Annotated in this window: 28 protein-coding genes and 2 tRNA genes; 10 read left to right on the top strand and 20 right to left on the bottom strand. The window is 70.0% G+C overall.

Translation table 11 applies throughout. The features are described from left to right. Positions 1-49: 49 nt before the first annotated feature. On the top strand, positions 50-823 hold the full coding sequence (locus tag ACYVLJ_RS08175) for a sulfite exporter TauE/SafE family protein (RefSeq protein WP_460438233.1): 774 nt from the start codon (positions 50-52) through the stop codon (positions 821-823). Here ACYVLJ_RS08175 and hisC read toward each other — a convergent pair. Then, positions 813-1,868: a pyridoxal phosphate-dependent aminotransferase gene (gene hisC / locus ACYVLJ_RS08170; RefSeq protein ID WP_460438232.1), complete on the bottom strand. Its 1,056-nt coding sequence runs from the start codon at positions 1,866-1,868 to the stop codon at positions 813-815. The genes ACYVLJ_RS08175 and hisC overlap by 11 nt on opposite strands. 146 nt (positions 1,869-2,014) lie before the next feature. Between hisC and ACYVLJ_RS08165 the strand changes: the two genes are divergently transcribed. From ACYVLJ_RS08165 to ACYVLJ_RS08135, 7 genes are all read left to right on the top strand, one after another. Continuing rightward, positions 2,015-2,644, top strand: a complete 630-nt coding sequence (locus ACYVLJ_RS08165; RefSeq protein WP_451971560.1) for a dienelactone hydrolase family protein — start codon at positions 2,015-2,017, stop codon at positions 2,642-2,644. Between the two features lie 121 nt (positions 2,645-2,765). Next, positions 2,766-4,745, top strand: a complete 1,980-nt coding sequence (locus ACYVLJ_RS08160) for an acetoacetate--CoA ligase (RefSeq protein ID WP_460438231.1) — start codon at positions 2,766-2,768, stop codon at positions 4,743-4,745. Positions 4,746-4,782: 37 nt separating this feature from the next. Continuing rightward, positions 4,783-6,498 (top strand): phosphatidylglycerol lysyltransferase domain-containing protein, encoded by a 1,716-nt coding sequence (locus tag ACYVLJ_RS08155; protein ID WP_451971566.1) that lies wholly within the window; start codon positions 4,783-4,785, stop codon positions 6,496-6,498. 65 nt (positions 6,499-6,563) lie between these two features. Beyond that, positions 6,564-6,653, top strand: a tRNA-Ser gene (locus tag ACYVLJ_RS08150). Between the two features lie 46 nt (positions 6,654-6,699). Next, positions 6,700-6,773: transfer RNA gene (locus ACYVLJ_RS08145), tRNA-Arg, on the top strand. A gap of 324 nt (positions 6,774-7,097) precedes the next feature. Next, positions 7,098-8,723, top strand: coding sequence for a glycosyl hydrolase family 18 protein (locus ACYVLJ_RS08140; protein ID WP_460438230.1), 1,626 nt, complete (start codon positions 7,098-7,100; stop codon positions 8,721-8,723). Next, positions 8,720-10,069 (top strand): cellulose binding domain-containing protein, encoded by a 1,350-nt coding sequence (locus ACYVLJ_RS08135; protein ID WP_451971572.1) that lies wholly within the window; start codon positions 8,720-8,722, stop codon positions 10,067-10,069. Before ACYVLJ_RS08140 ends, ACYVLJ_RS08135 begins: the two co-directional genes overlap by 4 nt. A 62-nt stretch (positions 10,070-10,131) precedes the next feature. Here the strand turns inward: ACYVLJ_RS08135 and ACYVLJ_RS08130 are convergent, their stop codons facing one another. The 3 genes from ACYVLJ_RS08130 to ACYVLJ_RS08120 all read right to left on the bottom strand — a co-directional run bounded on the left by ACYVLJ_RS08130 (position 10,132) and on the right by ACYVLJ_RS08120 (position 12,276). Beyond that, on the bottom strand, positions 10,132-10,335 hold the full coding sequence (locus ACYVLJ_RS08130; protein ID WP_451971575.1) for a DUF6186 family protein: 204 nt from the start codon (positions 10,333-10,335) through the stop codon (positions 10,132-10,134). Further along, on the bottom strand, positions 10,332-10,901 hold the full coding sequence (locus ACYVLJ_RS08125) for a hypothetical protein (RefSeq protein WP_451971578.1): 570 nt from the start codon (positions 10,899-10,901) through the stop codon (positions 10,332-10,334). The genes ACYVLJ_RS08130 and ACYVLJ_RS08125 overlap by 4 nt, the downstream gene beginning before the upstream one ends. Positions 10,902-10,974: 73 nt before the next feature. Continuing rightward, positions 10,975-12,276 carry an aspartate aminotransferase family protein gene (locus tag ACYVLJ_RS08120; RefSeq protein ID WP_460438229.1) on the bottom strand — a complete coding sequence of 434 codons (1,302 nt, stop codon included), beginning with the start codon at positions 12,274-12,276 and terminating at the stop codon, positions 10,975-10,977. An 87-nt stretch (positions 12,277-12,363) separates the two neighbouring features. On the opposite strand from ACYVLJ_RS08120, the gene ACYVLJ_RS08115 reads away from it, so the two are divergent. Together ACYVLJ_RS08115 and hypF are read left to right on the top strand one after the other, a co-directional pair. After that, positions 12,364-13,281, top strand: coding sequence for a LysR family transcriptional regulator (locus ACYVLJ_RS08115; protein ID WP_451971583.1), 918 nt, complete (start codon positions 12,364-12,366; stop codon positions 13,279-13,281). 4 nt (positions 13,282-13,285) lie between these two features. Next, on the top strand, positions 13,286-15,430 hold the full coding sequence (gene hypF / locus ACYVLJ_RS08110; RefSeq protein ID WP_460438228.1) for a carbamoyltransferase HypF: 2,145 nt from the start codon (positions 13,286-13,288) through the stop codon (positions 15,428-15,430). On the opposite strand, the gene hypB is transcribed toward hypF, so the two are convergent. The 16 genes from hypB to ACYVLJ_RS08030 are packed head-to-tail and all read right to left on the bottom strand — an operon-like array spanning position 15,387 to position 26,738. Further along, positions 15,387-16,082: a hydrogenase nickel incorporation protein HypB gene (hypB, locus tag ACYVLJ_RS08105; RefSeq protein WP_451971589.1), complete on the bottom strand. Its 696-nt coding sequence runs from the start codon at positions 16,080-16,082 to the stop codon at positions 15,387-15,389. The genes hypF and hypB overlap by 44 nt on opposite strands. Continuing rightward, positions 16,075-16,410 (bottom strand): hydrogenase maturation nickel metallochaperone HypA/HybF, encoded by a 336-nt coding sequence (locus ACYVLJ_RS08100; protein ID WP_460438227.1) that lies wholly within the window; start codon positions 16,408-16,410, stop codon positions 16,075-16,077. Before ACYVLJ_RS08100 ends, hypB begins: the two co-directional genes overlap by 8 nt. Beyond that, complete coding sequence (gene hypE, locus ACYVLJ_RS08095) at positions 16,410-17,486, bottom strand: HypE family hydrogenase expression/formation protein (protein ID WP_460438226.1); 1,077 nt, start codon at positions 17,484-17,486, stop codon at positions 16,410-16,412. Before hypE ends, ACYVLJ_RS08100 begins: the two co-directional genes overlap by 1 nt. Beyond that, on the bottom strand, positions 17,483-18,610 hold the full coding sequence (gene hypD, locus ACYVLJ_RS08090) for a HypD family hydrogenase formation protein (protein WP_460438225.1): 1,128 nt from the start codon (positions 18,608-18,610) through the stop codon (positions 17,483-17,485). The genes hypE and hypD overlap by 4 nt, the downstream gene beginning before the upstream one ends. Before the next feature lie 8 nt (positions 18,611-18,618). Then, positions 18,619-18,891, bottom strand: a complete 273-nt coding sequence (locus ACYVLJ_RS08085) for a HypC/HybG/HupF family hydrogenase formation chaperone (RefSeq protein WP_364595210.1) — start codon at positions 18,889-18,891, stop codon at positions 18,619-18,621. Between the two features lie 5 nt (positions 18,892-18,896). Next, positions 18,897-19,001, bottom strand: coding sequence for a DUF6893 family small protein (locus ACYVLJ_RS08080; RefSeq protein WP_451971601.1), 105 nt, complete (start codon positions 18,999-19,001; stop codon positions 18,897-18,899). A 1-nt stretch (position 19,002) separates the two neighbouring features. Then, positions 19,003-19,500 carry a hydrogenase maturation protease gene (locus ACYVLJ_RS08075; protein WP_451971604.1) on the bottom strand — a complete coding sequence of 166 codons (498 nt, stop codon included), beginning with the start codon at positions 19,498-19,500 and terminating at the stop codon, positions 19,003-19,005. Continuing rightward, positions 19,497-20,645 (bottom strand): hypothetical protein, encoded by a 1,149-nt coding sequence (locus ACYVLJ_RS08070; RefSeq protein WP_460438224.1) that lies wholly within the window; start codon positions 20,643-20,645, stop codon positions 19,497-19,499. Before ACYVLJ_RS08070 ends, ACYVLJ_RS08075 begins: the two co-directional genes overlap by 4 nt. Continuing rightward, a complete protein-coding gene (locus ACYVLJ_RS08065) occupies positions 20,642-21,271 on the bottom strand; it encodes a DUF6084 family protein (protein ID WP_460438223.1) in 630 nt (209 codons plus the stop codon). Before ACYVLJ_RS08065 ends, ACYVLJ_RS08070 begins: the two co-directional genes overlap by 4 nt. Next, on the bottom strand, positions 21,264-21,851 hold the full coding sequence (locus tag ACYVLJ_RS08060) for a DUF5947 family protein (protein ID WP_451971613.1): 588 nt from the start codon (positions 21,849-21,851) through the stop codon (positions 21,264-21,266). The genes ACYVLJ_RS08065 and ACYVLJ_RS08060 overlap by 8 nt, the downstream gene beginning before the upstream one ends. After that, complete coding sequence (locus ACYVLJ_RS08055) at positions 21,848-22,360, bottom strand: NifU family protein (protein WP_460438222.1); 513 nt, start codon at positions 22,358-22,360, stop codon at positions 21,848-21,850. Before ACYVLJ_RS08055 ends, ACYVLJ_RS08060 begins: the two co-directional genes overlap by 4 nt. Further along, positions 22,360-24,132: a nickel-dependent hydrogenase large subunit gene (locus tag ACYVLJ_RS08050; RefSeq protein ID WP_451971619.1), complete on the bottom strand. Its 1,773-nt coding sequence runs from the start codon at positions 24,130-24,132 to the stop codon at positions 22,360-22,362. The genes ACYVLJ_RS08055 and ACYVLJ_RS08050 overlap by 1 nt, the downstream gene beginning before the upstream one ends. Then, positions 24,129-25,187, bottom strand: a complete 1,059-nt coding sequence (locus tag ACYVLJ_RS08045) for an NADH-quinone oxidoreductase subunit B family protein (protein WP_451971622.1) — start codon at positions 25,185-25,187, stop codon at positions 24,129-24,131. The genes ACYVLJ_RS08050 and ACYVLJ_RS08045 overlap by 4 nt, the downstream gene beginning before the upstream one ends. Further along, the gene (locus tag ACYVLJ_RS08040; protein WP_460438221.1) at positions 25,184-25,867 is read right to left on the bottom strand and encodes a D-sedoheptulose-7-phosphate isomerase; all 684 of its coding nucleotides are present in this window, start codon (positions 25,865-25,867) and stop codon (positions 25,184-25,186) included. The genes ACYVLJ_RS08045 and ACYVLJ_RS08040 overlap by 4 nt, the downstream gene beginning before the upstream one ends. 17 nt (positions 25,868-25,884) lie before the next feature. Continuing rightward, positions 25,885-26,121: a HypC/HybG/HupF family hydrogenase formation chaperone gene (locus tag ACYVLJ_RS08035; protein WP_451971627.1), complete on the bottom strand. Its 237-nt coding sequence runs from the start codon at positions 26,119-26,121 to the stop codon at positions 25,885-25,887. Further along, entirely contained in the window at positions 26,118-26,738 is a 621-nt protein-coding gene (locus ACYVLJ_RS08030) for a D-sedoheptulose-7-phosphate isomerase (RefSeq protein ID WP_451971630.1), read from the bottom strand. Before ACYVLJ_RS08030 ends, ACYVLJ_RS08035 begins: the two co-directional genes overlap by 4 nt. Positions 26,739-26,761 lie beyond the last annotated feature (23 nt).

Genomic DNA, 26,761 nt, shown 5'->3' with positions numbered 1-26,761 from the left:
GCGTCGCGGGAGCGGCCCACGATGCTTAGGCTCCGCACGTGATTGCTAAATGACGTGGTGGCACGCGGTGATCGTCGTGGTCGCCGGGATCTGGGCAGGCACCATCAACGCCGTCGTCGGGTCGGGGACGCTCGTCACCTTTCCGGTGCTCGTCGCGCTCGGGTACCCGCCCGTGACCGCGACGACGTCCAACGCGATCGGGCTCGCGCCCGGCACGCTCAGCGGCGCCTGGGGGTACCGGCACGAGCTCACCGGCTACTGGCGGCAGGTCGCCCGGTTCGCGGTCGCGTCGTTCCTCGGCGCGATCGGCGGCACCGTCCTGCTGCTGTCGTTGCCGAAGGACGCCTTCGAAGCCGTCGTCCCGGTGCTCGTCGGGCTCGCCGTGATCCTCGTGATCGTGCAGCCCCAGGTGTCGAAGTGGGTCGCGAAGCGCCGCGAAGAGAACGGCGAAGAGCACAAAGCCGGTCCGCTGTTGATGTTCTTCATCTTCCTCATCGGCATCTACGGCGGGTACTTCACCGCCGCGCAGGGCGTGATGCTGATGGCCGTCATGGGGATGCTGCTGTCGGAGCCGCTGCAGAAGCTCAACGGCGTGAAGAACGTGCTCGCCGCCGTCGTCAACGTCGTCGCCGGGGTGATCTACGCGTTCGTCGCGCCGATCAGCTGGCCCGTCGTGCTGTGGCTGGCCGTCGGGTCGACCGCCGGCGGCTTCCTCGGCGCGAAGATCGGCCGGAAGCTGCCGCCGGCGGTGCTGCGCGGCGTGATCGTGGTGATCGGCGTCGCCGCCGTGATCCAGCTGGTGGTCAAGCAGTTCAGCGACTGAATTCCCGCGCCGCGGCCAGGAAGAGGTCGTTCTCCTCGCGGGTCCCGATGGTCACGCGCACGCCGTCGCCGGCGAAGGGCCGCACCACCAGCTTGCGGTCCAGCGCGTGCTCGGCGAACGGCACCGCCTGCTCGCCCAAGGGCAGCCAGACGAAGTTGGCCTGCGTCTCGGGCACCTGGTAGCCGGCCGCGATCAGCTCGTCGCGGACCCGGCCGCGCTCGGCGACGATCTCCTGGCAGCGCTCTAGCAGTTCGTCGGCGGCGTCGAGGGACGCCAGCGCGGCGACCTGGGCCAGCATGTTCACCGAGAACGCGACGTACACCTGGCGGAGCGCGTCGGCGATCGCTTCGGGCGCGATAGCGTAACCGACGCGAAGGCCCGCGAGGCCGTACGCCTTCGAGAACGTGCGAAGCACCATGACGTTCGGGCGCGTCCGCGTGTACTCGACGCCGTCGGGCACCTCGGTGTCGGTGACGAACTCCTTGTACGCCTCGTCGAGCACGATCAGCACGCGCTCGGGGACGGCGTCCATGAACCGCTCCAGCTCGGCGCGCCGGATCGCCGTCCCGGTGGGGTTGTTGGGGTTGCACACGAAGACCACGCGCGTCCGGTCGGTGATCGCCGCGAGCATCGCGTCGAGGTCGAGCTCCTGGCCCTCGGTGATCGGGACCAGCACCGGCTTGGCGTGGGCCACCTGCGTCACGATCGGGTAGGCCTCGAACGAGCGCCAGCCGAAGAGGACCTCGTCGCCCGGGGCGCAGGCCGCCTGGATCGTCTGCTGGCAGAGCGACACCGAGCCGCAGCCGATGGCGACCTTCTCCACCGGCACGTCCAGCTCGCGCGCCAGCCGCTCGCGCAGCGCCTGCGAGCCGGTGTCCGGGTAGCGGTTGATGCCCACCGCGGCCTCGGCGATCGCCCGGGCGACGCTCGGCAGGGCGCCGCCGGGCACCTCGTTGCTCGCCAGCTTGATGGCGCCTTCGATCGTCCGGCCGGGGATGTATTTCGGCAACGATTCGAGATCGGCACGAGGGGACACGGACGACATCTTCGGCGCTCCTCCGATTGAACGGGACGACCCCGTCACCGTATCTTTTCCGCCCTCCGCCCCGCGACTCCCTTCAGGCGGTACCTCGATCGGCCACCTGGTTAACTGGGTTCCTTCCGTTCACCTCCAAGTGATTGAGTGACGCAATGACGTCGACCAGCACCGTGGACTACCAGCGCACCGACGGCCGCGCCCTGCGCCTGACCTTCTCGGCGCCCGAAGGCGCGTTACGCGGCGGCTTGGTGGTCCTGCACGAGGCGGACGGGGTCACCGACGGGGTGAAACTGCTGCTCGCGAGCCTCGCCCTCGAAGGCTGGCTGACCGTCACCCCGCACCTCGAAAACGCCGAGCTGACGCAGCAGGACCTGCTCGACGCGACGGACATCACACTCGCCTGGCTCGTCGAGCGCGGCGTCCAGGCCGACCTGCTCGGCGTGATGGGCTTCGACCTGGGCGGCACCGCGGCTCTCGTCGTCGCTTCGCACCGCAAGCTGGGTGCCGCCGTCAGCGTCGGCGGGCAGCAGGCCGCCGAACTGCCCGCGCTGGTCGAGATCGCCGGGAAGCTCACCAGCCCGTGGCTCGGCATGTACGGCGACGAGGGCGACGAAGCGGGCGGCGCCGAGGTCGAGCGGCTGCGCGACGCGGCGGCGTCGGCGAAGGTCGCCACGAACGTCGTCCACTACCCGGGCGCGAACCACCGCTTCGACGCCGACCCGGGCGCGGCCGCGGAAGCCTGGCAGCGCACCCTGAACTGGTTCGACGCCCACCTGCGCTGATCGCGATCAGTGATCCGGGCAGAAGTAGGCCGGCCCCCAAGCGATGGCGACCGTTGCCACGAAAGCCATCCGGCCGTAGCTAAGGTCGGATTGGTGATGAACGGCACAGTACAGTCGTGACGTGACGCACACCGCCGACGCCCCCGAAGTGCTCTGGCGCCCTGAGCCGAGCCACGTTGCCGACACCAAGATCGAAGCCTTCCGCCGGTGGCTGCGTGCCGAACGCGGCGTCGAGGTGGACGACTACCGGTCGCTCTGGGAGTTCTCGGTCGAGCACGTCCCGGACTTCTGGTCGGCCGTCGCGGACTTCCTCGGCGTCCGCTGGCACGACCGGCCGGGCGAGGTGCTCGCGGGCGGGATGCCGGACGCCGTGTGGTTCGACGGCGCCACGCTGAACTACGCCGAACACGCGCTCACCCCCGGCGTCGCGGGTGCCGCGAAGGGCGACGAAGAGATCGCCGTGATCTTCCACCGCGAAGACGGCTTCGCGGCCCAGCTGACGTACGGCGAGCTTCGCGCGCAGGTCGGCGCGGCCCGGGCGGCGTTGCTCGAACTGGGCGTCGGCAAGGGCGACCGCGTCGTCGCGCTGGCGCCGAACTGCCCGCAGACGCTCGTCGCGTTCCTGGCGACCGCGAGCGTCGGGGCGATCTGGTCTTCGTGCTCGCCGGACTTCGGGGTCCGCGCGGTCGCGGACCGCTTCGTGCAGATCGAGCCGAAGGTGCTCTTCGCGGTCAACGCCTACGCGTACAACGGGCGCGAGTTCGACATCCGGACGACGGTCGCCGACCTGCAGCGGCAGCTGCCGTCGCTCGCCGCGACCGTGCTCGTCGAGTACGTCGGCGAAGGCCGGATGGCCGGCGCGCACGACTGGGCCGAGCTGCTCGCGCGGCACGAAGGCGCGCCGCTGCTGTTCGAACCCGTCGAGTTCGCGCACCCGCTGTGGGTGCTCTACTCCTCCGGCACCACCGGCCTGCCGAAGGGCATCGTGCACGGCCACGGCGGCATCACGCTGGAGCACCTCAAGGCCCTCGCGCTGCAGACGGACCTCGGGCCCGGCGACCGGTTCTTCTGGTTCAGCACCACCGGCTGGATGATGTGGAACTTCCTCATCTCGGGCCTGCTGGTCGGCACCACCGTCGTCCTCTACGACGGCAGCCCCGGGTACCCCGACCTGAACGCGCTCTGGCACCTGGCCGAGCAGCACCGCGTCACGTACTTCGGCACGTCGGCGCCGTTCATCCAGAGCTGCCTCAAGAAGGGCATCAAGCCCGCGGAGCGCTACGACCTCACGGCGTTGCGCGCGCTCGGCTCGACCGGGGCGCCGCTGAGCGTCGAGGGCTTCCGGTGGATCGTGAACGAGGTCGGCGCGACCGTCCAGATCTGCTCGGTCTCCGGCGGCACGGACCTGTGCGCGGCGTTCGTCGCGTCGGCGCCCGACGTCCCGGTGTGGCTGGGGGAGCTGTCCTGCCCGGCGCTCGGCGCCGCGGTCAACGCCTTCGACGAGGCCGGCCACGCGGTCGTCGAGCAGGTCGGCGAGCTGGTCATCACGAAGCCGATGCCGTCCATGCCGGTGTTCTTCTGGAACGACCCCGACGGCTCCCGGCTGCGTGAGGCGTACTTCGAGATGTACCCCGGGCTGTGGCGCCACGGGGACTGGATCCGCGTCACGGACCGCGGCTCGGCGGTGATCTACGGCCGCAGCGACTCGACGCTCAACCGCGGCGGCGTCCGGATGGGGACGGCCGAGTTCTACCGGGTGGTCGAGGGCTACGACGAGGTCGCGGATTCCCTGGTCGTCGACACCTCGGCGGCCGGGAACGAAGACGGCGAGCTCATCTGCTTCGTCGTGCTCGCGGACGGCGTCGCGCTCGAGGACGTCGAGCCGCGCCTGCGCAAGGAGCTCCGTAGCGCCCTGTCACCGCGGCATGTACCCGATCGATTCATAGTGGTTTACGAGATTCCTCGTACCTTGAACGGTAAGAAGTGTGAGGTACCGGTGAAGAAGATCCTCGCCGGTGTGGCTCCCGACCGGGCCGTCAGCCGCGACGCGCTGGCCAACCCGGCCGCCTTGACGCCGTTTGTGGAGCTCGCCGGGGGGTAGACGGGGGAAGCATGATCGCTCGCAACGGGTTGCACAGGTGGTGACGGGAACCAGAGCGCAGATCACCTGGCAGGTGGCCGGAGCCACCACCGTGGGGGTGATCACGTGGGTGACCCGGCTCGCCGGACTGATGACGCTCGTGTCGGTCCTGGTGCCGGCCGGGCGCCGGAACCTGCGCGGGCACCTTTCGGAGTGGCTGGAACTGCCGCAGGAGGCGACCGTCGCGGCGGCGACCGTGGCGCTGGTCACGGGCGTGCTGCTGCTGATGCTGGCCGCGGGCCTGCGCCGCCGCAAGCGCCGGGCCTGGCAGCTGGCCGTCGGCGCGACGGTGCTGCTGACGCTTTCGCACCTCGGGCTCAGGCACGTCTTCGCCGCCGGGGTGGTGTCGGTGGTGCTGCTGGTGGGCCTGATCGCGAACCGGCGCTACTTCGTCGCGAAGCCGGACCCGGTCGCCGGGCGCTGGCGCGCGGTGCGCGTGTTCCTGCAGCTGGTGCTGGCCGGGCTCGTGCTCAACGTCATCCTGCTGTCGGTGGCGTCGCGGGCGGTGCTGGAGCCGCTGAGCTTCCCGGACCGGCTCGCGGAGGCCGCGCTCGCGCTGGTCGGGGCCAGCGGTCCCGCGGTGTTCCACCAGATGTGGCTGGAGGACATGACCGCGGCCGTCGGGCTGCTGTTCGGGCTCGCCGCGGTCCTGGTGTCGGCGTACTTCCTGCTGCGGTCGGCCGAGCCGGCGCCGCGGCTGACCGACGAAGAGGTGGCCCGCCTGCGCAAGCTGCTCGACGAGCACGGCGAGCGTGACTCCCTCGGTTACTTCGCGCTGCGCCGCGACAAGTTCGCGGTGTTCTCGAAGACGGGCAAGGCCGCCGTCACCTACCGCGTGATCGCCGGCGTGGCGCTGTGCTCGGCCGACCCGCTGGGCGACCACGAGGCGTGGCCGGGCGCGATCGAGGAGTACCTCGAGGTGTGCCGCCGCAACGGCTGGATCCCGGCGGCGATGGGCGTCTCGGAGCTCGGCGCGACGGTCTGGGCCCGGTTCGGCCTGGAGGTCCTGGAGATCGGCGACGAAGCCGTGGTCGACGTCGAGGGCTTCACGCTGGACGGCCGGGTGATGCGCGGCGTCCGCCAGGCGGCGGCCCGCACGAAGCGCGCGGGCTACAAGGTGCTGGTGCGCCGGGCAGAGGACCTGCGCGAAGGTGAGCTGGACGAGCTGGCGGCGCTGGCCGCGAACTGGCGCGGCACGGAGACCGAACGCGGCTTTTCGATGGCGCTGGGCCGCATGGGCGACCCCGGCTCGGTGCTGGTGACGGCCGAACAGGGCGGCCGCGTGCGGGGCGTGCTGCAGTTCGTGCCGTGGGGTGCGAAGGGCCTGTCGCTGGACGTCATGCGCCGCGACCGCACGGCCGACAACGGCGTCAACGAGCTGATGATTTCGGAGCTCCTGCTGGCGGCGCGTCGCCACGGCGTCGAGCAGGTGTCGCTCAACTTCGCGGCGTTCCGCGCCCTGATGGAACAGGGCCGCCGGATCGGCGCGGGCCCGGTCGCCAAGACGGCGGCGAAGGTCCTGCACTTCTTTTCCCGCTGGATCCAGATCGAGACGCTCTACCGGTTCAACGCGAAGTTCCAGCCGCGCTGGGTCCCCCGCTACCTGGTGTACCCGGGCGTGCGCGAACTCCCGCGCGTCGGCATCGCGACGTTCGAGGCGGAAGGCCTCGGCGGCCGCTCTCCGCGCCTGCTCAGGCTGCTGCGCCGGGCGTGAGGGGGGTGCTGTTGGAGGGTGATCGGGGGGTGTGTAACCTATCTGAGCAGTGGTCGTTGGGCCCAGGAGGCTTCGCCTAGTCTGGTCTATGGCGCCGCACTGCTAATGCGGTTGGGGGTAACCCCCCCTCCCGGGTTCAAATCCCGGAGCCTCCGCTGGTGCCCGGTTCGCCGGGTGCTAGGTTAGAGAACAACTGAACACGCGCCCGTAGCTCAGCTGGATAGAGCATCTGACTACGGATCAGAAGGTCAGGGGTTCGAATCCCTTCGGGCGCACGTCTGGTTGAGACAGCAAAGGCCCCTCCGGTTCGCCGGAGGGGCCTTTCTCATGCCTCCGTTTCCGGGGGCGGAATCCGCGGTCGAGCGATCGCGCGGCCGCCGCCGCGCAGGGCCGGATCCGCCTCGTCGCGACTGCTTTGCGTAACTGGACTGGACCAGTGAACACGCCAACGTCGCAGCTGGTCAGGCGGCGTTCGGCACTCTCCGTACTCGTGCTTCCCTAATTGGTCTGGACCACGTACCGTCTTCGCAAACGGCGCAAAACACCGTCTCGGTCCCCCGTGGTGTGCGCTGTCCTCGCACCTGGTCCAAGGGAGAGCAATGTCCAGAAAGAGATGGCACCTCCTCGGTCTGTTCACCGCGGTCGGCGCGCTCGCGGTCGGACTCGTCACCGTGCCGGCGAGTGCCGCCGGTGGCGTCAGCGCCGGCTTCACCAAGGGCTCCGACTGGGGCACCGGCTACGAAGGCAAGTACACGATCACCAACGGGTCCGGCTCGACGCTGGCCGCCTGGACGGTCGAGTTCGACCTCCCGTCCGGCGCGACGATCTCCTCCCTCTGGGACGGCAGCTACACCGCGTCCGGCCAGCACGTCACCGTGAAGAACAGCTGGAACGGCAACGTCGGCAACGGCTCGACCGCCAGCTTCGGCTTCAACGTCGCCTACTCCGGCACCTACTCGGCGCCGTCGAACTGCAAGCTGAACGGCGGGTCCTGCGACGCCGGCGGGGGCACCCCGACCACCACCCCGACGACCCCGACGCAGCCGACGACCACCCCCACGACCCCCACCACCCCGCCGACCACGACCACGCCGCCGCCGTCCGGTGGGTCCCTGAAGAATGTCGGCTACTTCGTGCAGTGGGGCGTCTACGGCCGCAACTACCACGTCAAGAACATCGAGACGTCGGGTTCGGCGAGCAAGCTGACCCATATCAACTACGCGTTCGGCAACGTGAAGAACGGCCAGTGCACGGCGAACGACGACCCGTACGCCGACTACCAGAAGACCTACGACGCGGCGGGCAGCGTCGACGGCGTCGCCGACACCTGGGACCAGCCGGTCGCGGGCAACTTCAACCAGCTGCGCAAGCTGAAGAAGCTGCACCCGGGCCTCAAGGTGATCTGGTCGTTCGGCGGCTGGACCTACTCCGGCGGCTTCGGCCAGGCGTCGCAGAACGCCGCCGCGTTCGCGCAGTCCTGCTACAACCTGCTGAAGGACCCGCGCTGGGCGGACATCTGGGACGGCATCGACATCGACTGGGAGTACCCCAACGCGTGCGGCCTTTCCTGTGACACCAGCGGTGCCGCGGCCTACAAGAACCTGATGTCCGCGCTGCGGGCGAAGTTCGGTTCGTCGTTCCTGATCACTTCGGCGATCACGGCCGACGGGAGCAGCGGCGGCAAGCTCGACGTCGCCGACTACGGCGGCGCCGCGCAGTACGTCGACTGGTACAACGTGATGACCTACGACTACTTCGGCGCCTGGGCCGCGCAGGGGCCGACGGCCCCGCACTCGCCGCTCACCAACTTCAGCGGCATCCCGACGCCGGGCTTCTACTCCGACGCGGCGATCCAGAAGCTGAAGAGCAAGGGCGTCCCGTCGAGCAAGCTGTTGCTGGGCATCGGGTTCTACGGCCGCGGCTGGACCGGCGTCACGCAGAGCACGCCGGGCGGCACCGCGACCGGTCCCGCGCCGGGCACGTACGAGCAGGGCATCGAGGACTACAAGGTCCTGAAGAACACCTGCCCGTCGACCGGCACGTTCGCCGGCACCGCGTACGCGAAGTGCGGCAGCAACTGGTGGAGCTACGACACCCCGGCGACCATCGGCGGGAAGATGTCCTACGCCAAGCAGCAGGGTCTCGGCGGCGCCTTCTTCTGGGAGCTGACCGGTGACACCACGGGTGGCGAGCTCATCACCGCGATGAAGAACGGCCTGTCGTGAGCCGCCGGTGGGTGCCCGCACTCGGGCTCGCGGCCGCGGCCGCCACGATCGGCGCGCTGTTCGTGATCGCTCCGGCGAACGCGGCGGGCGGCGTGTCCGCGACCTTCTCGAAGGGCTCCGACTGGGGCACCGGGTACGAAGGCAAGTACACGATCGCCAACGGCTCGGGCTCGACGCTGGCCACCTGGACCGTCGAGTTCGACCTGCCTTCGGGCGCGAAGATCTCGTCGCTCTGGGACGGTAGCTACACGGCGTCGGGCCAGCACGTCACGGTGAAGAACTCGTGGAACGGCAACGTCGGCAACGGCGCGTCCGCCAGCTTCGGGTTCAACGTGGCGTACTCCGGTTCGTACGTCGCGCCGTCGAACTGCAAGCTGAACGGGGGTTCCTGCGCCGCCGGGGGCACACCCCCCACGACCACACCGCCGCCTACGACGACGCCCCCGCCCACGACCACCCCGCCGCCGGGCACCGGTGGCAAGGGTGCGCCGTACCTGTACATGGGCTGGGGCAGCCCGCCGAACCCGCAGACGGTGATGAACGCGACCGGCGTCAAGTGGTTCACCATGGCGTTCATCAACGCCTCCGGTGGCTGCAACCCGGCGTGGGACAGCAGCCGTCCGCTCTCCGGCAGCGCGGACGCCACCGCGATCTCGCAGATCAAGGCGGCGGGCGGCCAGGTCGTCCCGTCGTTCGGCGGCTGGAGCGGCAACAAGCTCGGCCCGAACTGCTCGACGCCGGCTGCGCTGGCCGGCGCCTACCAGCAGGTGATCAACGCGTACGGGCTCAAGGCGATCGACATCGACATCGAGAACTCCGACGAGTTCGAGAACGAGGCCGTCCAGGACCGGATCCTGGGCGCGCTGAAGATCGTCAAGCAGAACAACCCCGGGATCCAGACGATCCTGACGTTCGGCACGTCGACGACCGGCCCGAACTACTACGGCAACCGGCTCATCGACCAGTCGAAGGCCCTGGGCGCCAACGTGGACGTGTACACGATCATGCCGTTCGACTTCGGCGGCGGCTCGAATATGTACACCAGCACGGTGAGCGCGGCGAACGGCTTGCGCGACAAGCTGAAGTCGACGTTCGGGTGGAGTGACGCCACGGCGTACAGCCACGTGGGCATCTCGGGCATGAACGGCCTGTCCGACCAGCAGGAGCTGACCGATCTCTCGACGTGGACCCAGATCACCAACTGGGCCAAGACGAACAAGATCGGCCGCCTGGCGTTCTGGTCGGTCAACCGCGACCGGGGCTGCCCCGGCGGCGGCGTCCAGTCGGCGTGCAGCGGCATCGCCCAGAACGACTGGGACTTCACCAAGGTGACGGCGGGCTTCTGACGGTCTGCCGCAGGTGGTCGTGAGTGTTCGGGGCGGTGCCAACCGCCCCGAACACCCACGACCTAGTGGCCCACGAAGAAGTGCCAGCCCACCCACCACCAGGCCAGCACGAACGCGATCCGCGCGCTGCGCCGCCGCATCACCACGGCCAGCACGCTCGTCAGCTTCGGGATCCGCTTCGGCCACACGTGGCTCGCCACGCCCAGCCCGATCGCCGCCAGGACGATCAGCCCGAACCCCAGCTCGGTGATGACCCGGGTGCTCATGACCGTCTCGCCGTCGCCGCCGCGCGCAGCATCGCCAGGCCCGCCGCCAGCCAGCCCGTGATCGCCAGCGCCTGGACGACCCGGCTGGTCAGGAGCGGGTCGACCAGGTCGCTCATCGTCGGGTGGGTCAGCGACAGCCCGCCCGCCGCCTGCTCGTAGACGAACGACAGCAGCTCCCAGCCGCACCAGCTCAGCGCGACCGCGGACCACAGCCACGCCCGGCGCGGCACCGGGCGGTCGGCCGGCAGCGACGGGTCCCGCCACTCCGCGAACAGCGCCACCAGCCCGATCGCGGAGATCGCGACCGCCACCGGGACGCTGTCGCGGCCGAACGCCAGCACCAGCAGCCCGGCCGCGACCACCGCGAACCCCGGCACGCGGAACGGCTCCCCGAGCTCCGCGATCTCCTCGCGCGGCCGTTCGGTGATCAGGAGGACCAGCGTGACGGCCAGGAAGATCAGCGCGTCCGCGGGCGCGCCCCGGATCCAGTGCGCGATCGCCGCGAGGACGAGGGCGATGACGGGGAGGTCGACGGTGAGCGAGCGACTGGGGAAGCCGAGAGCCATGGCGTAGCTCCTTCGCGACAGGTCCTTGTCCTTGCTAACAAAAAACCCGCCGCTCGGCTACCGCATTCCGCCCTCAGAGCAGCTTGACGGCGTCCCCGATCGCCTGGTCGAGGATCGACACGCCCAGCGAAATCTCCTCTTCGGACGCCGTCAGCGGCGGGGCGATCCGGAACACCCCGCCCATCCCCGGCAGCTGCACGATGTTCATGTGCAGCCCCAGCTCGAGGCAGCGCTGCGTCACCCGGGCGCCCAGCTCGTCCGAACTTTGCTTGGTCTCGCGGTCCACCACCAGCTCCAGCCCGGCCAGCAGGCCGCGGCCGCGGAGGTCGCCGACCACCTCGTGGCGCTCGGCGATCCCCTCCAGACCCTGGCGCAGCACCGCGCCCAGCGAAAGCGCCCGGGCGTCGAGGTGGTCGCGGGACAGCACGTCCAGCACCGTGTTGCCGACCGCCGCCGGGAGGGGGTCCGCCACGTGCGTCGTGAAGAACAGGAAGCCGCGCTCGTGGGCCTCCTGCTCGATCTCCGCGCTCGTCAGCACCGCCGCGAGGGGGAGGCCGGCGCCGAGCGTCTTGGACAGCGTCAGGATGTCCGGGACGATGCCGTCGCGCTCGAACGCGTACCAGTTCCCCGTGCGGCACAGGCCCGTCTGGGCTTCGTCGAGGATCAGCAGCATGCCGCGTTCACGGCACTTCTCCCGCAGGGCGGCGAAGTAGCCGGGCGGCGGTTCGATGATGCCGCCGGAACTCAAGATCGGCTCGACGATGCACGCGGCGAGGCTGCCGACCGACTGCGCGTCGATCAGGTCGAAGCCGAAGTCGAGCTGCTTGCGCCAGTCGAGCTCGCCGTCGGCGTCGGTGAAGTCGGGGCGGTACGCGTTCGGCGCGGGGATGGCGAAGTTGCCGGGCGCGGCGGGCCCGTAACCCTTGCGGCCGGCGCTGTAGGTCGCGCTCGCCGCGGCCTGCGTCATGCCGTGCCACGACCGGGCGAACGACACGATCTCGTGCTTGCCGGTGACGAGCTTCGCCATCCGGATGGCGGCCTCGTTCGACTCGGCGCCGGTGGTGAGGAGGAGGGCCTTCTCCAGCGGCGCCGGGAGCGTCTCGGCGAGCCGCCGGGCGAGGTCGACGACCGGGCGGCTCAGCATGCCGCTGAACAGGTGGTCGAGCCTCGCGGCCTGCCGGGTCACGGTCTCGACGATCTCCGGGTGCGAGTGCCCCAGGATCGCGCTCATCTGGCCGGAGGTGAAGTCGAGGATGCGACGGCCGTCTTCGGTGAAGACGAAACTGCCTTCGGCGCGGTCGATGATCTCGCGCGTGAAGGCGCCGCCGTAGCGGACGAGGTGCTTGTCGACGTCGGACCAGAAGGAAGCAGCCATGGCATCGACGGTAAGTCCGCACCGAGCGCCACGTCCATCTCACGATTCCGGCTTTCTTGTTCGGGTTTTCCGCACAAGAATGGGGCGATGCTGAACCCGTGGCGCCTGAGGCTGCTGAGCCGGCTCGACACCCTGGGCACGGTCCGCGCGGTGGCGCAGGACGCGAACCTGAGCGCGTCGAGCGTGTCGCAGCAGCTGGCCGTGCTCGAAGCGGAAACCCGCACCCAGCTGCTGGAACGCACGGGCCGCCGGGTCCGGCTGACCCCGGCGGGCCTGATGCTGGCGCGGCGCGCGCGGGCGATCCTCGACCACATGGACACGGTCGAGGCGGAGCTGCGCAGCCTCGGCGAGGAGCCGGTCGGCCAGGTGCGGCTGGGCGCGTTCCAGAGCGCGATCCACACGATGGCGGTCCCGGCGGTGACCCGGCTGGCGGGCGCGTACCCGCACCTGGACGTCGAACTGCTGGAGCTGGAACCCCACGAGAGCATCCCGGCCCTGCGCGGCGGCGACGCGGACGTGATCATCACGACGACGGACTTCGTCGAGCTGCCCCTGGGCCCGGACCTGGACATCGTCCCGCTGGCCTCGGACCCGATCGTCCTGGTCTCCTCCGGCGACTCCCCGAGGGGGCCGGTCCCGCTCTCGGCCTACGCGGATTCGCCGTGGGCGCTGGACATGCCGCAGTCGTACATGGCCAACCTGACGCTGCGCCTGTGCCGCGAGTCGGGCTTCGAGCCGCGGGTGGTGTGCCGGTTCAGCAACTACCTGATGACCTTGCAGCACGTCGAGGCCGGGTTGTCGATCGCGTTGCTGCCGTTGCTGGCGGTGGACCGGCGCTACCGGGTGGTGACGCGGGAGCTGGCCTCGCCGGTGACCCGCACGATCGCGGCGGTGGTGCGCCGGGGAACGCCGCTGCGCGCGGGGGTCAACGTGGTCCTCGACGCCCTGCGGCAGCCGCCGGACCTGCCGGAACTGGCCGCCTGGGTGGAGGAGAGCGCAGACTGAGCGGGTGCGCGTGGCGATCAGCGTCACCGGGGTGGTGCAGGGCGTCGGGTTCCGGCCCTTCGTCCATCGGCTCGCGCAAGGGCTCGGCGGCTTCGTCGGGAATGACGGGCGCGGGGTGTTCATCGAAGTCGAGGGGACGCGCGACCAGGTGACGGCCTTCGTCGAGGCCCTGACGAAGGACGCCCCGCCGCTTGCGGTGGTCGACGAGGTCCGGACGCGCGAGGTTCCCGCGCGCGGGGAGCGCGGCTTCCGGATCGTGGCCAGCCCGGCCGACGGCACCGCCGACACGCTCGTCTCCGCCGACTGCGCCACCTGTGACGACTGCCTGCGGGAGCTGCGAGACCCCGCCGATCGACGTTATAGGTACCCCTTCGTCAACTGCACCAACTGCGGGCCGCGGTTCACGATCGTCAAGGGCGTGCCCTACGACCGTCCGCTCACGACCATGGCCGCGTTCGCGATGTGCGCTCTGTGCAAGCAGGAGTACGAGGATCCGGCCGACCGGCGGTTCCACGCCCAGCCCGTCTGCTGCCCTGCCTGCGGGCCCACGCTCAGGTTCGAACCCGGCGGCGGGGATCCGATCCCGGCGACCGTCGCGGCGATCGAGCAGGGTGCCGTCGTCGCCGTGAAGGGACTTGGCGGCTATCACCTCGCGGTCGGTGCGCGGCACGAAGAAGCCGCGAAGACGTTGAGAGCACGGAAGCACCGCGAGGACAAGCCTTTCGCCGTCATGGTGGCCGATCTCGGGCAAGCCCGGGAGATCGCTCACGTCGGCGACGAAGCCGCGCGGGTCCTTCAAGGACGGCGGCGGCCCATCGTGCTGCTGCCCTCCAGGGGAGGCCTTGCCCAGGCCGTCGCGCCCGGGAACCGGCGGATCGGGCTCATGCTGCCCTACACGCCGCTCCACCACCTGCTGCTGGACCAGACCGGACCCCTCGTGCTGACCAGCGCCAACGTCTCCGACGAACCCATCGTCCACCGCGACGAAGACCTCGGCCGGCTCGAGGGCATCGCCGACGCCCACCTCACCCACGACCGGCCGATCCACATCCGGACGGACGATTCCGTGGTGCGCATCGTCGGCACGAAACCGCAGCTCCAACGGCGTTCGCGCGGCTACGCGCCCGAGCCGATCCGGCTGGAAACGAAGAAACACCTGCTCGGCTGCGGTGCCGAACTCAAGAACACCTTCTGCCTCGCCAAAGGCCACCACGCCTTCGTCTCCCACCACATCGGCGACCTGGAGAACTACGAGACCCTCAAGTCCTTCACCGAGGGCATCGAGCACTTCAAACGCCTGTTCGCGATCGACCCGGTGCTCGTCGCGCACGACCTCCACCCCGAGTACCTGTCCACGAAGTACGCCCTGGACCTGGACATCGACCTGCTCGGCGTGCAGCACCACCACGCCCACATCGCCGCTTGCCTCGCCGACAACGGCGAGGACGGCCCGGTGCTCGGCGTCGCCTTCGACGGCACCGGGTTCGGGCCCGACGGCACCATCTGGGGCGGCGAGTTCCTCCTCGCCGACCTGACGTCCTACCGGCGGCTCACGCACCTCAAACCGGTCGCGATGCCGGGCGGCACGAGCGCGATCCGGCAGCCGTGGCGGATGGCCGCGTCCTATGTGGACGAACTCGGGCGGCCGGCGCGCGAAGACGTCGTCAAGCTCAAGCGCAGTGGCCTCAACTCACCGCTGACGTCGAGTGCCGGCCGCCTCTTCGACGCGGCCGCCGCGCTGCTCGGGGTCCGGGACACCGTCAACTACGAGGGCCAGGCCGCCATCGAGCTGGAACAGCTGGCCGATCCCGGCGAGCAGGCGGGCTACCGGGCGCGGGTCGACGACGTCGTCCACGGCGAAGACCTCATCGCCGCGCTCCTGGACGACAACGCCACACCGGCGAAGAGAGCTGCCCGGTTCCACAACGGGGTCGCCGCCGCGATCGTGGACACCTGTGACCGGCTGAGGGACCACAGCACCACGGTCGCGCTGTCCGGCGGGGTGTTCCAGAACGTCCTGCTGCTCGACCGGACCGTGGCCGGCCTCGAACGCCGGGGGTTCCGCGTGCTGACCCACCGGAACGTGCCGGCGAACGACGGCGGGATCAGCTTCGGTCAGGTCGCCGTAGCCAGTCGTACCACGCGGTGAGGCCGTCGCCGCGGGTCGCGCTGACCTGCAGCAGGGCCGCCGACGGGTTCACCCGGCGGACGTCCCGCTCGAACTCGGCGACGTCGAAGTCGACGTACGGCAGCAGGTCGACCTTGTTCAGCAGCACCAGGTCCGTCGCGGTGAACATGTGCGGGTACTTCAACGGCTTCCCCGGTCCTTCGGTCACGGAGAGGATCACCACGCGGGCCGCCTCGCCGAGGTCGAACAGGGCCGGGCAGACGAGGTTGCCGACGTTCTCGATGAACAACGTCGAACCCCGGGCGGGCGACAGCGAGTGCAGAGCCCGGTGCAGCATCGACGCGTCCAGGTGACAGCCCGCACCCGTGTTGATCTGGACGACCGGCGCGCCCGTCGCCTTGATGCGTTCGGCGTCCAGCAGTGTCTCCTGGTCGCCTTCGATCACGGCGCAGGGACCATCGAGAGCGAGGATCGTCCGTTCCAGCAGCGTCGTCTTCCCGGCACCCGGCGAGCTCATCAGGTTGACCGCGAAGACGTCCGAAGCGCGCAGGTGCGTCCGGTTGTGCGCCGCCAGCTCGTCGTTCTTGGCGAGGATGTCCTGCTCCAGGACCACGGTGTGCGCGTGGTCGGTGATCCGGACGTCCGAATCCGAGCAGCCGCAGGTGTCACACATGGCTGACCTCCACCGAGGTGATGCGCAGTTCGCGGCCCGCCAGCACCGACGCGTCGGCGCTGCCGCAGGGACACAGCACGATGAAGTCGTCGAGCGAGAACTCCTCGCCGCAGTCGCGGCAACGCGCTCGCCCGGACGGCTCGGCGATGTCGAGCCGGGCGCCTTCCAGGGACGTCCCCGTGCAGAGGACGTCGAAGCAGAAGCGGACGCTGTCCGGGACCACACCGGACAGCCGGCCGATCTCGAGCCGCACGCACGACACCGGCGCCTCGCCGAGGCGGGCGACGATCGCGTCCACGACCGACTGCGTGATCGCCATTTCGTGCACTAGCAGATCCTCGGCAGCGGGTCCCCGACCAGCAGGTCCACGATCCGCGTGCCGCCGAACGCGGTGTTCAGCAGCACGATGCCCGGCGGGTCGCCGGCGACGCGCCCGATCACCGCGGCGTCCGCGCCCAACGGGTGTGCGCGCAACGCGGCCAGGGCATCGGCGGCCTGAGTGCCGTCGACCACGACGACGATCCGGCCTTCGCAGGCGACGTACAGCGGGTCGATGCCCAGCAGTTCCGACGCGCCGCGGACCTCTTCCCGGACCGGGACGGCCTTCTCGTCGACGACCACGGCGACTTCGGCGGCCTTCGCGATCTCGTTGAGGATCGTCGCGACGCCGCCGCGGGTCGCGTCCCGCATCGCGCGCACGCCCGGCACCGCGGCCAGCAGCCCGGCGACCAGGTCGTGCACCGGCGCGGTGTCGGACTCGAGGTCGGCGTCGATGTCCAGTTCGCCGCGGGCCAGCATGATCGTGACGCCGTGGTCGCCGATCGGCCCGGAGACGAGGACGGCGTCTCCGGGCTTCACGGTGGCGACGCCGAGCCCGGTGCGGGTCAGGACGCCGACGCCCGCGGTGTTGACGTACACGCCGTCGGCCTTGCCGCGCTGCACGACCTTCGTGTCGCCGGTGACGATCTGGACGCCCGCTTCGAGGGCCGCGGTCTTCATCGAGTCCACGATCTTCAGCAGGTCTTCGACCGGGAAGCCCTCTTCGAGGATGAACCCGGCGGTCAGGTAGAGCGGCCGCGCGCCGGACACGGCGAGGTCGTTCACCGTGCCGTTGACGGCCAGGTCGCCGATGTTCCCGCCGGGGAAGAACAGCGGCGAGACGACGTAGGAGTCCGTCGTCAGCGCCAGCCGCGCGTCGCCGATCGTCAAGGACGCCGCGTCTTCGAGCGGTTCCAGCAGCGGGTTGCGGAACGCGTCGAGGAACACGGCCTCGATCAGCGTGTGCGTCGACTTGCCGCCCGCGCCGTGCGAAAGCGTGATGCGCTCTTCACGCACCTTCGCGCGCCGGCGCCGGGCGCGTTCGATGCGGTCGAGGACCTGCTGCTCGCGTTCGGTGGTGGTCATGCGCGGCTCGCCTCCCGGACGCGCTGACGGCTGAACCGGCCGAAGTTGTAGTACGCCGCGCAGGCGCCTTCGGGCGAGACCATGCACGTCCCGATCGGTGTCTCCGGGGTGCACGCGGTGCCGAACACCTTGCACTCCCACGGCTTCAGCACGCCCTTGAGCACCTCGCCGCACTGGCACGCCTTCGGGTCGGCGACGCGCAGGCCAGGGATCTCGAAGATCCGCTCGGCGTCGAACGCGGCGTACTTCGCGCGGATCGCCATCGCCGAGTGCGTGATGAACCCGAGGCCGCGCCACTCGAAGTAGGGCCGCAGCTCCATGACCTCGTTGATGGCCTTCAACGCGACGAGGTTCCCGTCCCACGGGACCACGCGCGAGTACTGGTTCTCCACTTCGGAGCGCCCGGAAGACAGCTGCAGCATCAGCATGTAGATCGACTGCAGGATGTCCAGCGGTTCGAACCCGGCGACGACCACGGGCTTGCCGTAGTCGCGGGCGATGAACTCGTACGGCCGGCAGCCGATCACGGTGGACACGTGACCCGGGCCGATGAAGCCGTCGAGCCGCAGGTCGGGGGAGTCGAGGATGGCCTTGATGGCCGGGATGATCGTGACGTGGTTGCCGAACACCGAGAAGTTCTCGATGCCTTCGGCGGCCGCGCGCAGCAGCGTCATCGCGGTGGACGGCGTCGTCGTCTCGAAGCCGATGGCCATGAACACGACGCGCAGGTCCGGGTTCTGCCGCGCGATCTTCAGCGAGTCGAGCGGCGAGTAGACCATCCTGATGTTGGTGCCTTCGGCGTTGGAGTCGAAGAAGTTCCCGCCGGAGCCGGGCACGCGCATCATGTCGCCGAACGACGTCATGAGCACGCCGGGCTGCCGGGCGATGTGGATGGCGTCGTCGATGCGGCCCATCGGGATCACGCACACCGGGCAGCCCGGCCCGTGCACCAGCGTGACGCTTTCGGGCAGGTAGTCCTCGAGGCCGTGCTTGTAGATGGTGTGCGTGTGCCCGCCGCAGACCTCCATGAACTTGTAGTGGCGGCCCGGCTCGCACAGCGACGTGATCTTCGCGGACAGCGCCCGCGCCTTCTCCGCGTCGCGGAACTCGTCGACGAAACGCATGACGACTCCTACTCGATCCGGGATTCCAAGAGCGCGGCCATTTCGTCCTCGTACGCCTTGCCGATGCTCTCGAGGAACTCCAGGGCGGCCGCGGCCTCCTGCTCGTCTATTTTGGACAGTGCGAAGCCGACGTGGATGAGGATCCACTCGCCGGGCTTCGGCGGGTCGTCGTCGAGCAGGCCGATGTTGATGGTGCGCTTGACACCGCTCACCGACACCTTGGCGAGGTCCGGTCGCTCCTCGCTGATTTCGATGATCTCGCCCGGGATCCCGAGGCACACGGCCGTTACATCCGGCTCATCTCGAGGTACCGCCGGATGTCGGGCTCGAACTGCTTCACGAGCCAGGTCACCCCGCCGAACAGCAGGACCAACAACAGCAGGCGCTTCATCTCAGACCTCCGTCTTCTCCTTGAGCGGCAGCTCCGGGCTGGTTCCCCAGGCGAGTTCGGTGACCGCGCGGACCGCGGCCGGGATCGCGGCTTCGACCTCGGGGGACAGCCCGATCCCGCCGTCGAGGCAGGCCGGCTCGCAGCCCACGAGGAGGACGCGGCCGGCGTCGCCGCCGAGGAGGCGCAACAGCCGGAACACCGCGTCCGGCTGCATGCCGTGCGCGTCGATCGACGCCGACGCCGCCAGGTCCTCGGTGTCGGCCTCGATGAGCGAGAGCGTCCCGGGTGGCCGTCCGTGCGGGGTGGCGTCGAGCAGGATCGTCGTGTCGTAGCCGCCCAGCAGGTCGTAGGCGAGGTGCATGCCCGCGATGCCGTAGTCGGCGATCTGCACCCACGGCGGCAGGTCGGCGCCCTCGAGCTCCTTGATGACCTCGACGCCGAAACCGTCGTCGCTCAGGAAGATGTTGCCGATGCCGGCGACCAGGACTCGTGGCCTCATTCCGCGACCTCCAGGGGTTCGATCTCGTCGGGGGAGAAGTACCGGTACCGGCCGTGCGCGTGCTGCAGGTCGGCGCCGGGATCGTCGTCGAGCGTCACCGCGACGTGCGTCATGCCGTCCACATCGGACAGCACGACCCGGACGGTGGCGGTCTTGCCGGTGAGGAACATGTCCTGGGCGTCGGCACCACGCAGGTTCGGCCGCAGGCGCACGCGCGACCCTTCGATGACGCGCACGCCGCCGACGACCACCGAAGGCGGGACCGGCCGCAGGGACCGGACCGCGCCGTGCAGGCGTTCCAGCAGCTCGGGCGGCATCGTGTCGACGCGGTCGACGATCGCCGCCGCGCGCGGGTCGGTGGCCCGGGCCTCGCGCTTCTCCTCGTCGGTCAGCGTCAGCGTGCGCAGGGTCAGGATCTCGTCGATCTCGGTGCCGTCGAAGAGGTCGCCCGGGCTTTCCTCGGCGATCGCCGGGTCGTCGTAGAGGATGATCGGCGACGCGAGCACCACCGTGCTGCGCGAGGTGTCGCCGATCAGCACCGGCCAGAGCCGTTCCTGCCGGCAGGCTTCGACGGCCGGTTTCGCCCACTCCGGCGGGTCCAGCATCGACAGGAAGTGCCCGGTGTCGAGGCTGAGCACCAGGTGGGCGGCGAGCAGGGAGTGGCGCAGGGCGTGCTCGCGGACGCCGTCGGAGGGCCACGACGTCGTGTTGTGCACCTCGACGCGCAGCCGGGCGCCGCCGAACGGCCCGTCGAGCGGGTCGACGCGGGCGGCGAGGACGCCGGACAGCTCGTGGGTCCGTTCGCCGTCACCCGGCACGCGGAACGGCGTCTCGACCGGGAGTTCCGAAAGCGGCAGGTCGAAGTCCCTCTCGTGCTCGACGGCTTCGTCCCACCCGGACTGCGTCCGCGTCTGCAGGAACCGCACCTTGACGTGCAGGATCGTGCGTTCCAGCGGCTCGAACACGCACTCGGCGCGCGCCGACGCGTGCTCGCCGATCTCCGCCGACGCGAACGACGGCGGCACGAGCACGCCCCACTGCCAGCGCACCCGGTTCTTCGGCGCCGACGCCCGGTACGGGTAGAGCAGGTAGCCCTCGTAGAGCACGGCGTCACCGACCGCGCGGGCCTGCTCGAGGGCGTTCACGGCTCACCCGCCAGCAGTCGCTCCACCGCGGCCTCCCAGGTCGGGATCGCGTGCTGCGCCTTGTACTTGAGCAGCGCGTCGACGGTTTCGCGCGGCAGCTTGATCCACGCGACGTTCGGGAAGTACCGCGCCATCAGCTCGTCCCAGACGGCGACCGGCATCCGGCACTCGGCCTGGGTGTGCCACGGCACCTGCTCGACCCAGAACCCCGGCCCGCCCTTGCCGAACACGGTGCCGCTGAACAGCAGCACCATCGGCACGACCCCCTCGGCCAGCGCGTGGAAGTACTTGCCGGCCGCGACTTCGAGGTCGTAGGTGCACGGCACCTCGGCGTCGATCTCGGTGGCGCCGGTGAACCCCGGCACGGTGACCGACACCGTCGTGAACTGGAACGGCTTCAGCGTCTCGCCCCACCGGGCGCGCTCGCCGAAGAGGTGGGTGAGCAGCTCCGACTCGCCCTCGGCGTACCGGCGGCGCTGCGGCTCGATGCGGATCTGGACGCGCAGCACCATCGCGTGGACGGGCTGCCCGGTCAGCTCGGAGATCCGCAGCTTGAACGCCAGCGTCGGCGACGCGGCGTAGCGCAGCGGCCGGACGTCGATGCAGTCGAAGGTCAGCTCAGCCATCGCCGCGCTCCCGCAGCCGGGCGAAGAAGCCGTCGATGGCCTCGTGCGCTTCGGTGCCGCCGTCGAACCCCCGCCAGGTCGTCCGGACCAGCCCGACCAGCTCGTAGCAGACGTCGATCGGCACCGAGAAGGCCTCGAAACCGTCGTCGAGCCGGTTCACCAGCAGCGCTTCGACGTCGTCGGCGAGCTCGGTGACCAGGTCGTCGGCCGTGCCCAGCGGGAGCAGGGACTCCGTCGCCCCCGCCGGGCTCGGGTAGAACGCGACCGTGCGGTCCTGCACGGAGTTGCGGAACAGGAACGCCGTCTTGACGGGGATGCCGGCCGACTCCCACAACGCGGCGCCCGGCTCGAACCGGGGATGGTGCCGCACGCGGTCGGGCACCGCCCGGTGCCGCTTCCCGCCCGCGCCGGCGTGGGTGAAGAGCAGGTAGCAGCCCCGGCAGGTGCACAGGATCGTGCGGGACTCGAGGTCGATGACGTGCCCGTGTTCCGCGCCGATCGGTTCCGCGCACATCTCGCACCGCTCGCCCGGCGCGGCGCGCGGTGCGGGAGTGCGGAACCGGCGCAGGCCGCCCGTCACGGGACCTCCACGGGGCAGAGGGGGAGCAGCGGCCGCCCGCCGGGGCCGGTCTCTTCCTCGGCGACGCCCTCGACGACGACGTCCGAGATCTCCGGCGCCGCCTCCCGGACGACGCGCTCGATGGCGTACTTCGCGGTGACCGTCGACGACGGGCAGCCGTCGCAGGAACCTCGCAGCCGCAGCCGCAGGACGCCGTCCTCGATCCCGGCGAACTCGACGTCGCCGGCGTGCGAGCCGAGGTACGGCCGGACCTTGTCGAGGGCCTCGGCGACCCGCTCGTGCGTCGACCGCGGGTGCAGGTCGTGCAGCACGAGCAGGCCGCGGATGTGGTCGTCCTCGGCGAGCCGGTCCAGCAGCGGCCGGTCGACGACCTCGACGATCCGGGCCAGGCCGGCGCCGTAGAACTCGAGCAGCGTGTGGACGAGGTCCTCGGCGAGCTCGGCGTCGCGGCCGTCGAACTCGCCCAGCAGCTGCTCGATGCGCTCGCCGACCCGGTCGACTTCCGTCATCAGGCGAGCTCCCCGCCGAACGCGTGCGGGGTGTGCAACCGCTCGAGCACCTTCCCGGACCCGGTGTACATGTGGACGCCGCAGGGCAGGCACGGGTCGAAGCTGCGGACCGCGCGCATGATGTCGATGCCCTTGAAGTTCTCCTGCGTGTTCTCCTCGAAGATCGGCGTGTTCTGCACGGCGTCCTCGTACGGCCCCGGCGTCCCGAAGCTGTCGCGGACGCTGCCGTTCCACGGCGTCGGCGGGTACGGGTGGTAGTTCGCGATCTTGCCGCCCTTGATCACCATGTGGTGCGAGAGGACACCGCGGACCGCTTCGGTGAAGCCGCAGCTCACGCCTTCGTCCGGGACCTTGAACGGCTCCCACGTCTTGGTGTTGCCCTTGCGGACCTCACCGAGCGCCTGGTCGGCGAAGTGCAGCGCCAGCGCGGCCGCGTACGCCTGGAAGTACGTCCGGGCGCGGTTGCGTTCGAGAGCGTTGCTCCAACGCGGGATCTTCCACTCGAACTCGACCTCGGGCTTGGTCGCCGTGCGCGGCAGCGTGATCTTGACGCTGTGGCCGGTGGACTTCAGGTACGGCGTGTCGACGAGCCCGGCCAGCGCGGTGACCCACAGCCGGGCGATCGGGCCGCCGCCGGTGTCGAGGGCGAGGTGGTCCTTGCCGTCGAACCAGCGCGGCGACATCGTCCACGAGTACTTGCCGTCGAAGTCGCGCTTCGCCGGGCGCGGGATGGTGTGCTGGTTCCACGGGTGGCGCTGGTCGACCGGGTTGCCCAGCGGGTCCTGCGTGACGAACATCGGCTGGTCGGCCCAGTCCTCGTAGAACGAGCTGCCGAGCAGGATGCGGATGCCGAGGTTGATGTCGACCAGGCTGGTCGTGACGAGCTTGCCGTCGACGACCACGCCCGGCGTCACGAACATCTTGCGACCCCAGGCCGCCATGTTCTCATAGGTGAAGTCGCAGTGCTCGGGGTCGTTCAGGCTGCCCCAGCAGCCGAGCAGGACGCGCCGCCGGCCGACCTCTTCGTAGCCGGGGATGGCTTCGTAGAAGAAGTCGAAGAGGTCGTCGTGCATCGGCAGGCAGCGCTTCATGAACTCGACGTAGCGCATCAGCCGGGTCAGGTAGTCGGTGAACAGCTGCACGGTGGCGACCGTGCCGACGCCGCCGGGGTACAACGTGGACGGGTGGACGTGCCGGCCTTCCATCAGGCAGAACATCTCGCGCGTGCTGCGCGACACTTGCAGGGCCTCGCGGTAGAACTCGCCTTCGAGGGGGTTGAGCGAGCGCATGATGTCGCCGATGGTGCGGTAGCCGTGGTCGCCCGCGTGCGGGGCCTCGGTGCGGTTGGCCAGCTCCAGGACGCCGGGGTTGGTCTCGGCGACCATCTTCTCGCAGTAGTCGACCCCGACCAGGTTCTCCTGGAAGATGTTGTGGTCGAACATGTACTCGGCGGCCTCGCCGAGGTTGATGATCCACTCGCCGAGGTGCGGCGGGCGGACGCCGTAGGCCATGTTCTGGTTGTAGACCGAGCACGTCGCGTGGTTGTCGCCGCAGATCCCGCAGATCCGGCTGGTGATGAAGTGCGCGTCGCGCGGGTCCTTGCCCTTCATGAAGATGCTGTAGCCGCGGAAGACCGACGACGTGCTGTGGCACTCGACGACCTTCTTCTGCGCCCAGTCGATCTTCGTGTAGATGCCGAGGCTGCCGACGATCCGGGTGATCGGGTCCCACGCCATCTCGACGAGGTCGGTCTTTTCTTTCATCTCGGTCATGACCGCGCCCCTGCCTGGTAGCCGGTGTCGAGCTTGGTGCCCTTGTGGCGCCACTTCGGTTCGGTGTCGGCCTTGCGCTCGGTGATCTTCCGCAGCCGGCGGATCACCGACCCGTACGCGCCGCTGGCCAGCGACGACACGTTCGCGCCCGGCGGCTCGTCCATGAACGGCATGAACTTGTCCGGGAAGCCCGGCATGGTGCAGCCGATGCAGATCCCGCCGACGTTCGGGCAGCCGCCGACGCCGTTGATCCAGCCGCGCTTGGGCACGTTGCACTTCACGACCGGGCCCCAGCAGCCCAGCTTGACCAGGCACTTCGGGGAGCCGTACTCGGTGGCGAACTCGCCCTGCTCGTAGTAGCCGCCGCGGTCGCAGCCTTCGTGGACGGTCGCGCCGAAGAGCCACTGCGGCCGCAGGTGGTCGTCGAGCGGGATCATCGGCGCCTGCCCGGCGGCCTGGTAGAGCAGGTAGGTGATGGTCTCGGACAGGTTGTCCGGGTGGGTCGGGCAGCCGGGCACGCAGACGATCGGGATGCCGGCGCCGGACTTCCAGTCCCAGCCCAGGTAGTCGGGCACGCCCATGGCACCGGTCGGGTTGCCCTCCATCGCGTGGATGCCGCCGTAGGTGGCGCACGTGCCGACGGCCATCACCGCCAGTGCCTTGGGCGCCAGCCGGTCCAGCCACTCGCTGGTCGTCATCGGCTGGCCGGTTTCGGGGTTGTTGCCGAACCCGCACCAGTAGCCCTCGTCCTTGATCGCCTCGTTCGGGATCGAGCCCTCGACGACCAGCACGAACGGCTCCAGCTCGCCGCGGTCGGCTTTGTAGAACCACTCGATGAACGTGTCGGCCCCCTTGTCGGGGCCGCATTCGAAGTCGATCAACGGCCAGTGGACCGCGATCTTGGGCAAGCCGGGCAAAGCGCCGAGGACGATTTCCTCGATGCTCGGTTGCGTGGCGGCCGTCAAGGCGACGGAGTCACCGTCGCACGAGAGGCCGGCGTTGATCCAGAGGATGTGGATGGGCTGTTCTTCGGTCTGTTCTGCGGCATGCGTCACGGCTGTTCAACCCCGAGTTCGTCGAGCGCGCCGAGGGTGAGCTCCCACAGCGCGTGGTAGAGGGTCGTCTGGGCTTCCTGGATGCGGTGCACGGACGGTGACGGGACGACGAAGAGGTGGTCGATGCTGTCCAGCTCGGCCATTTTTCCCCCGTCGTAGCCGGCGATGCCGACGGTCACCATGCCGCGCCGGGCGGCTTCGTCGAAGGCGCGCAACAGGTTCGCGGAGTTCCCGCTGGTGGACAGGCCCACCGCGATGTCGCCGGGACGCCCGAACGCGCCGATCTGCCGGGCGAACACGACGTCGAACCCGATGTCGTTGGACAGGGCGGTCACCACCGCGATGTCGTTCGTCAGCCCGAAGGCGGGCAACGGCTTCGCGTCGCCCGCCGGGCTGAGGAACAGGCTGGCGAGGTCCTGGGCGTCGGTCGAGCTGCCGCCGTTGCCGAAGGCGAGCAGGCGGCCGCCGCCCTGGAACGCGCGCGCCAGTTCCTGCGCGCACGCGAACAGCCGGTCGCGGTCGGCGGCGAGGACGTCACCGCGCAGGGCGACGATCTCGCGCACCTTGTCCACAGTGGACTGTTCAACCTGGCGGAGGACGGCGTCGAGGTCGCTTTCACCCGAGTACAGGAACGGGTACAGCGCTTCGAGACCGTCGGTGACGGGGCGTTCCCGCGTCATGCCGGTTCTCCCGCGGCTTAGGACTTCTCCAAGCGTGCGATGGCTTCCCCGGCGTGCACCAGGATGCGGTCGCCGACGCCGGCCTCGACCAGCGCCACACTGACCTCTTCCCGGGTGGATCCGGTGTCCACGACAGCGAGCTCGTGCTCGAGGAGCTCGACCACGGTCACCTCGACCGCGGTGTCGGAGCAGGTGATGCAGACCCCGTCGTGACAGACGGGGCCGGCTGGTCTGTCGGCGTCACGGGCGCTCACGACGCCACCTCCGGGGTCAGCACGCCGGGTTGCTCGAAGAAGACGTGCACCAGCTCCCACAGCACGTGGTAGGTGGTCACGTGGACCTCCTTGACGACCCTCGGGTCGGTCGAACGGGCGACGAGCACGTGGTCGAGGCCGGGGGTGCGGGCGATCGCCCCGCCGTCGCCGCCGGTCAGCGCGACGGTGAGCATCCCGAGGTCCCGGGCGGTTTCGAGGGCGCGGCGGACGTTCGCGCACCCGCCGTCGGTGGAGATGCCCAGCGCGATGTCGGCCGGGTCGGCGATGATCCGCAGCTGGTGGGCGAAGACGTCTTCGAGGCCGACGCGGTTGGCGACGCCGGTGACCGTCGCGACGTCGGCGGTCAGCGAGAGCGCCGGCAGTGCGCGCTTGCCGACGATCACCGGGTGGACGAACTCCACCGCGACGTGCTGGGCGTCGGTGCTGGGGCCGCCGTTGCCGAACACCACGAGCTTGCCGCCGCGGTGGAAGCGGCGGGCCATGCCGTGGCACGCCTCGGCCACCGTCCTGGCGTCCTCGGCCAGGGCGAGCACGGGTGTCTTGCGGCGCTCGAAGAGGGCGTCGACGGAGTCCGGGTGATTCGGTGACCACGACACGCGGCACACTTCCTCAGCGATGG

Source organism: Amycolatopsis stemonae, assembly GCF_054781455.1.
Note: the sequence above shows the minus strand (reverse complement) of the source record. Positions and strands in the feature narration are given on the sequence as shown.

Bases quoted from the DNA above. Each gene is read 5' to 3' on its own strand.
- ACYVLJ_RS08175 (WP_460438233.1), top strand. From the start codon at position 50: ATGACGTGGTGGCACGCGGTGATCGTCGTGGTCGCCGGGATCTGGGCA.
- hisC (WP_460438232.1), bottom strand. From the start codon at position 1,868: ATGTCGTCCGTGTCCCCTCGTGCCGATCTCGAATCGTTGCCGAAATAC.
- ACYVLJ_RS08165 (WP_451971560.1), top strand. From the start codon at position 2,015: ATGACGTCGACCAGCACCGTGGACTACCAGCGCACCGACGGCCGCGCC.
- ACYVLJ_RS08140 (WP_460438230.1), top strand. From the start codon at position 7,098: ATGTCCAGAAAGAGATGGCACCTCCTCGGTCTGTTCACCGCGGTCGGC.
- ACYVLJ_RS08130 (WP_451971575.1), bottom strand. From the start codon at position 10,335: ATGAGCACCCGGGTCATCACCGAGCTGGGGTTCGGGCTGATCGTCCTG.
- ACYVLJ_RS08125 (WP_451971578.1), bottom strand. From the start codon at position 10,901: ATGGCTCTCGGCTTCCCCAGTCGCTCGCTCACCGTCGACCTCCCCGTC.
- ACYVLJ_RS08120 (WP_460438229.1), bottom strand. From the start codon at position 12,276: ATGGCTGCTTCCTTCTGGTCCGACGTCGACAAGCACCTCGTCCGCTAC.
- ACYVLJ_RS08115 (WP_451971583.1), top strand. From the start codon at position 12,364: ATGCTGAACCCGTGGCGCCTGAGGCTGCTGAGCCGGCTCGACACCCTG.
- hypB (WP_451971589.1), bottom strand. From the start codon at position 16,082: ATGTGTGACACCTGCGGCTGCTCGGATTCGGACGTCCGGATCACCGAC.
- hypE (WP_460438226.1), bottom strand. From the start codon at position 17,486: ATGACCACCACCGAACGCGAGCAGCAGGTCCTCGACCGCATCGAACGC.
- hypD (WP_460438225.1), bottom strand. From the start codon at position 18,610: ATGCGTTTCGTCGACGAGTTCCGCGACGCGGAGAAGGCGCGGGCGCTG.
- ACYVLJ_RS08080 (WP_451971601.1), bottom strand. From the start codon at position 19,001: ATGAAGCGCCTGCTGTTGTTGGTCCTGCTGTTCGGCGGGGTGACCTGG.
- ACYVLJ_RS08075 (WP_451971604.1), bottom strand. From the start codon at position 19,500: ATGAGGCCACGAGTCCTGGTCGCCGGCATCGGCAACATCTTCCTGAGC.
- ACYVLJ_RS08065 (WP_460438223.1), bottom strand. From the start codon at position 21,271: ATGGCTGAGCTGACCTTCGACTGCATCGACGTCCGGCCGCTGCGCTAC.
- ACYVLJ_RS08055 (WP_460438222.1), bottom strand. From the start codon at position 22,360: ATGACGGAAGTCGACCGGGTCGGCGAGCGCATCGAGCAGCTGCTGGGC.
- ACYVLJ_RS08050 (WP_451971619.1), bottom strand. From the start codon at position 24,132: ATGACCGAGATGAAAGAAAAGACCGACCTCGTCGAGATGGCGTGGGAC.
- ACYVLJ_RS08040 (WP_460438221.1), bottom strand. From the start codon at position 25,867: ATGACGCGGGAACGCCCCGTCACCGACGGTCTCGAAGCGCTGTACCCG.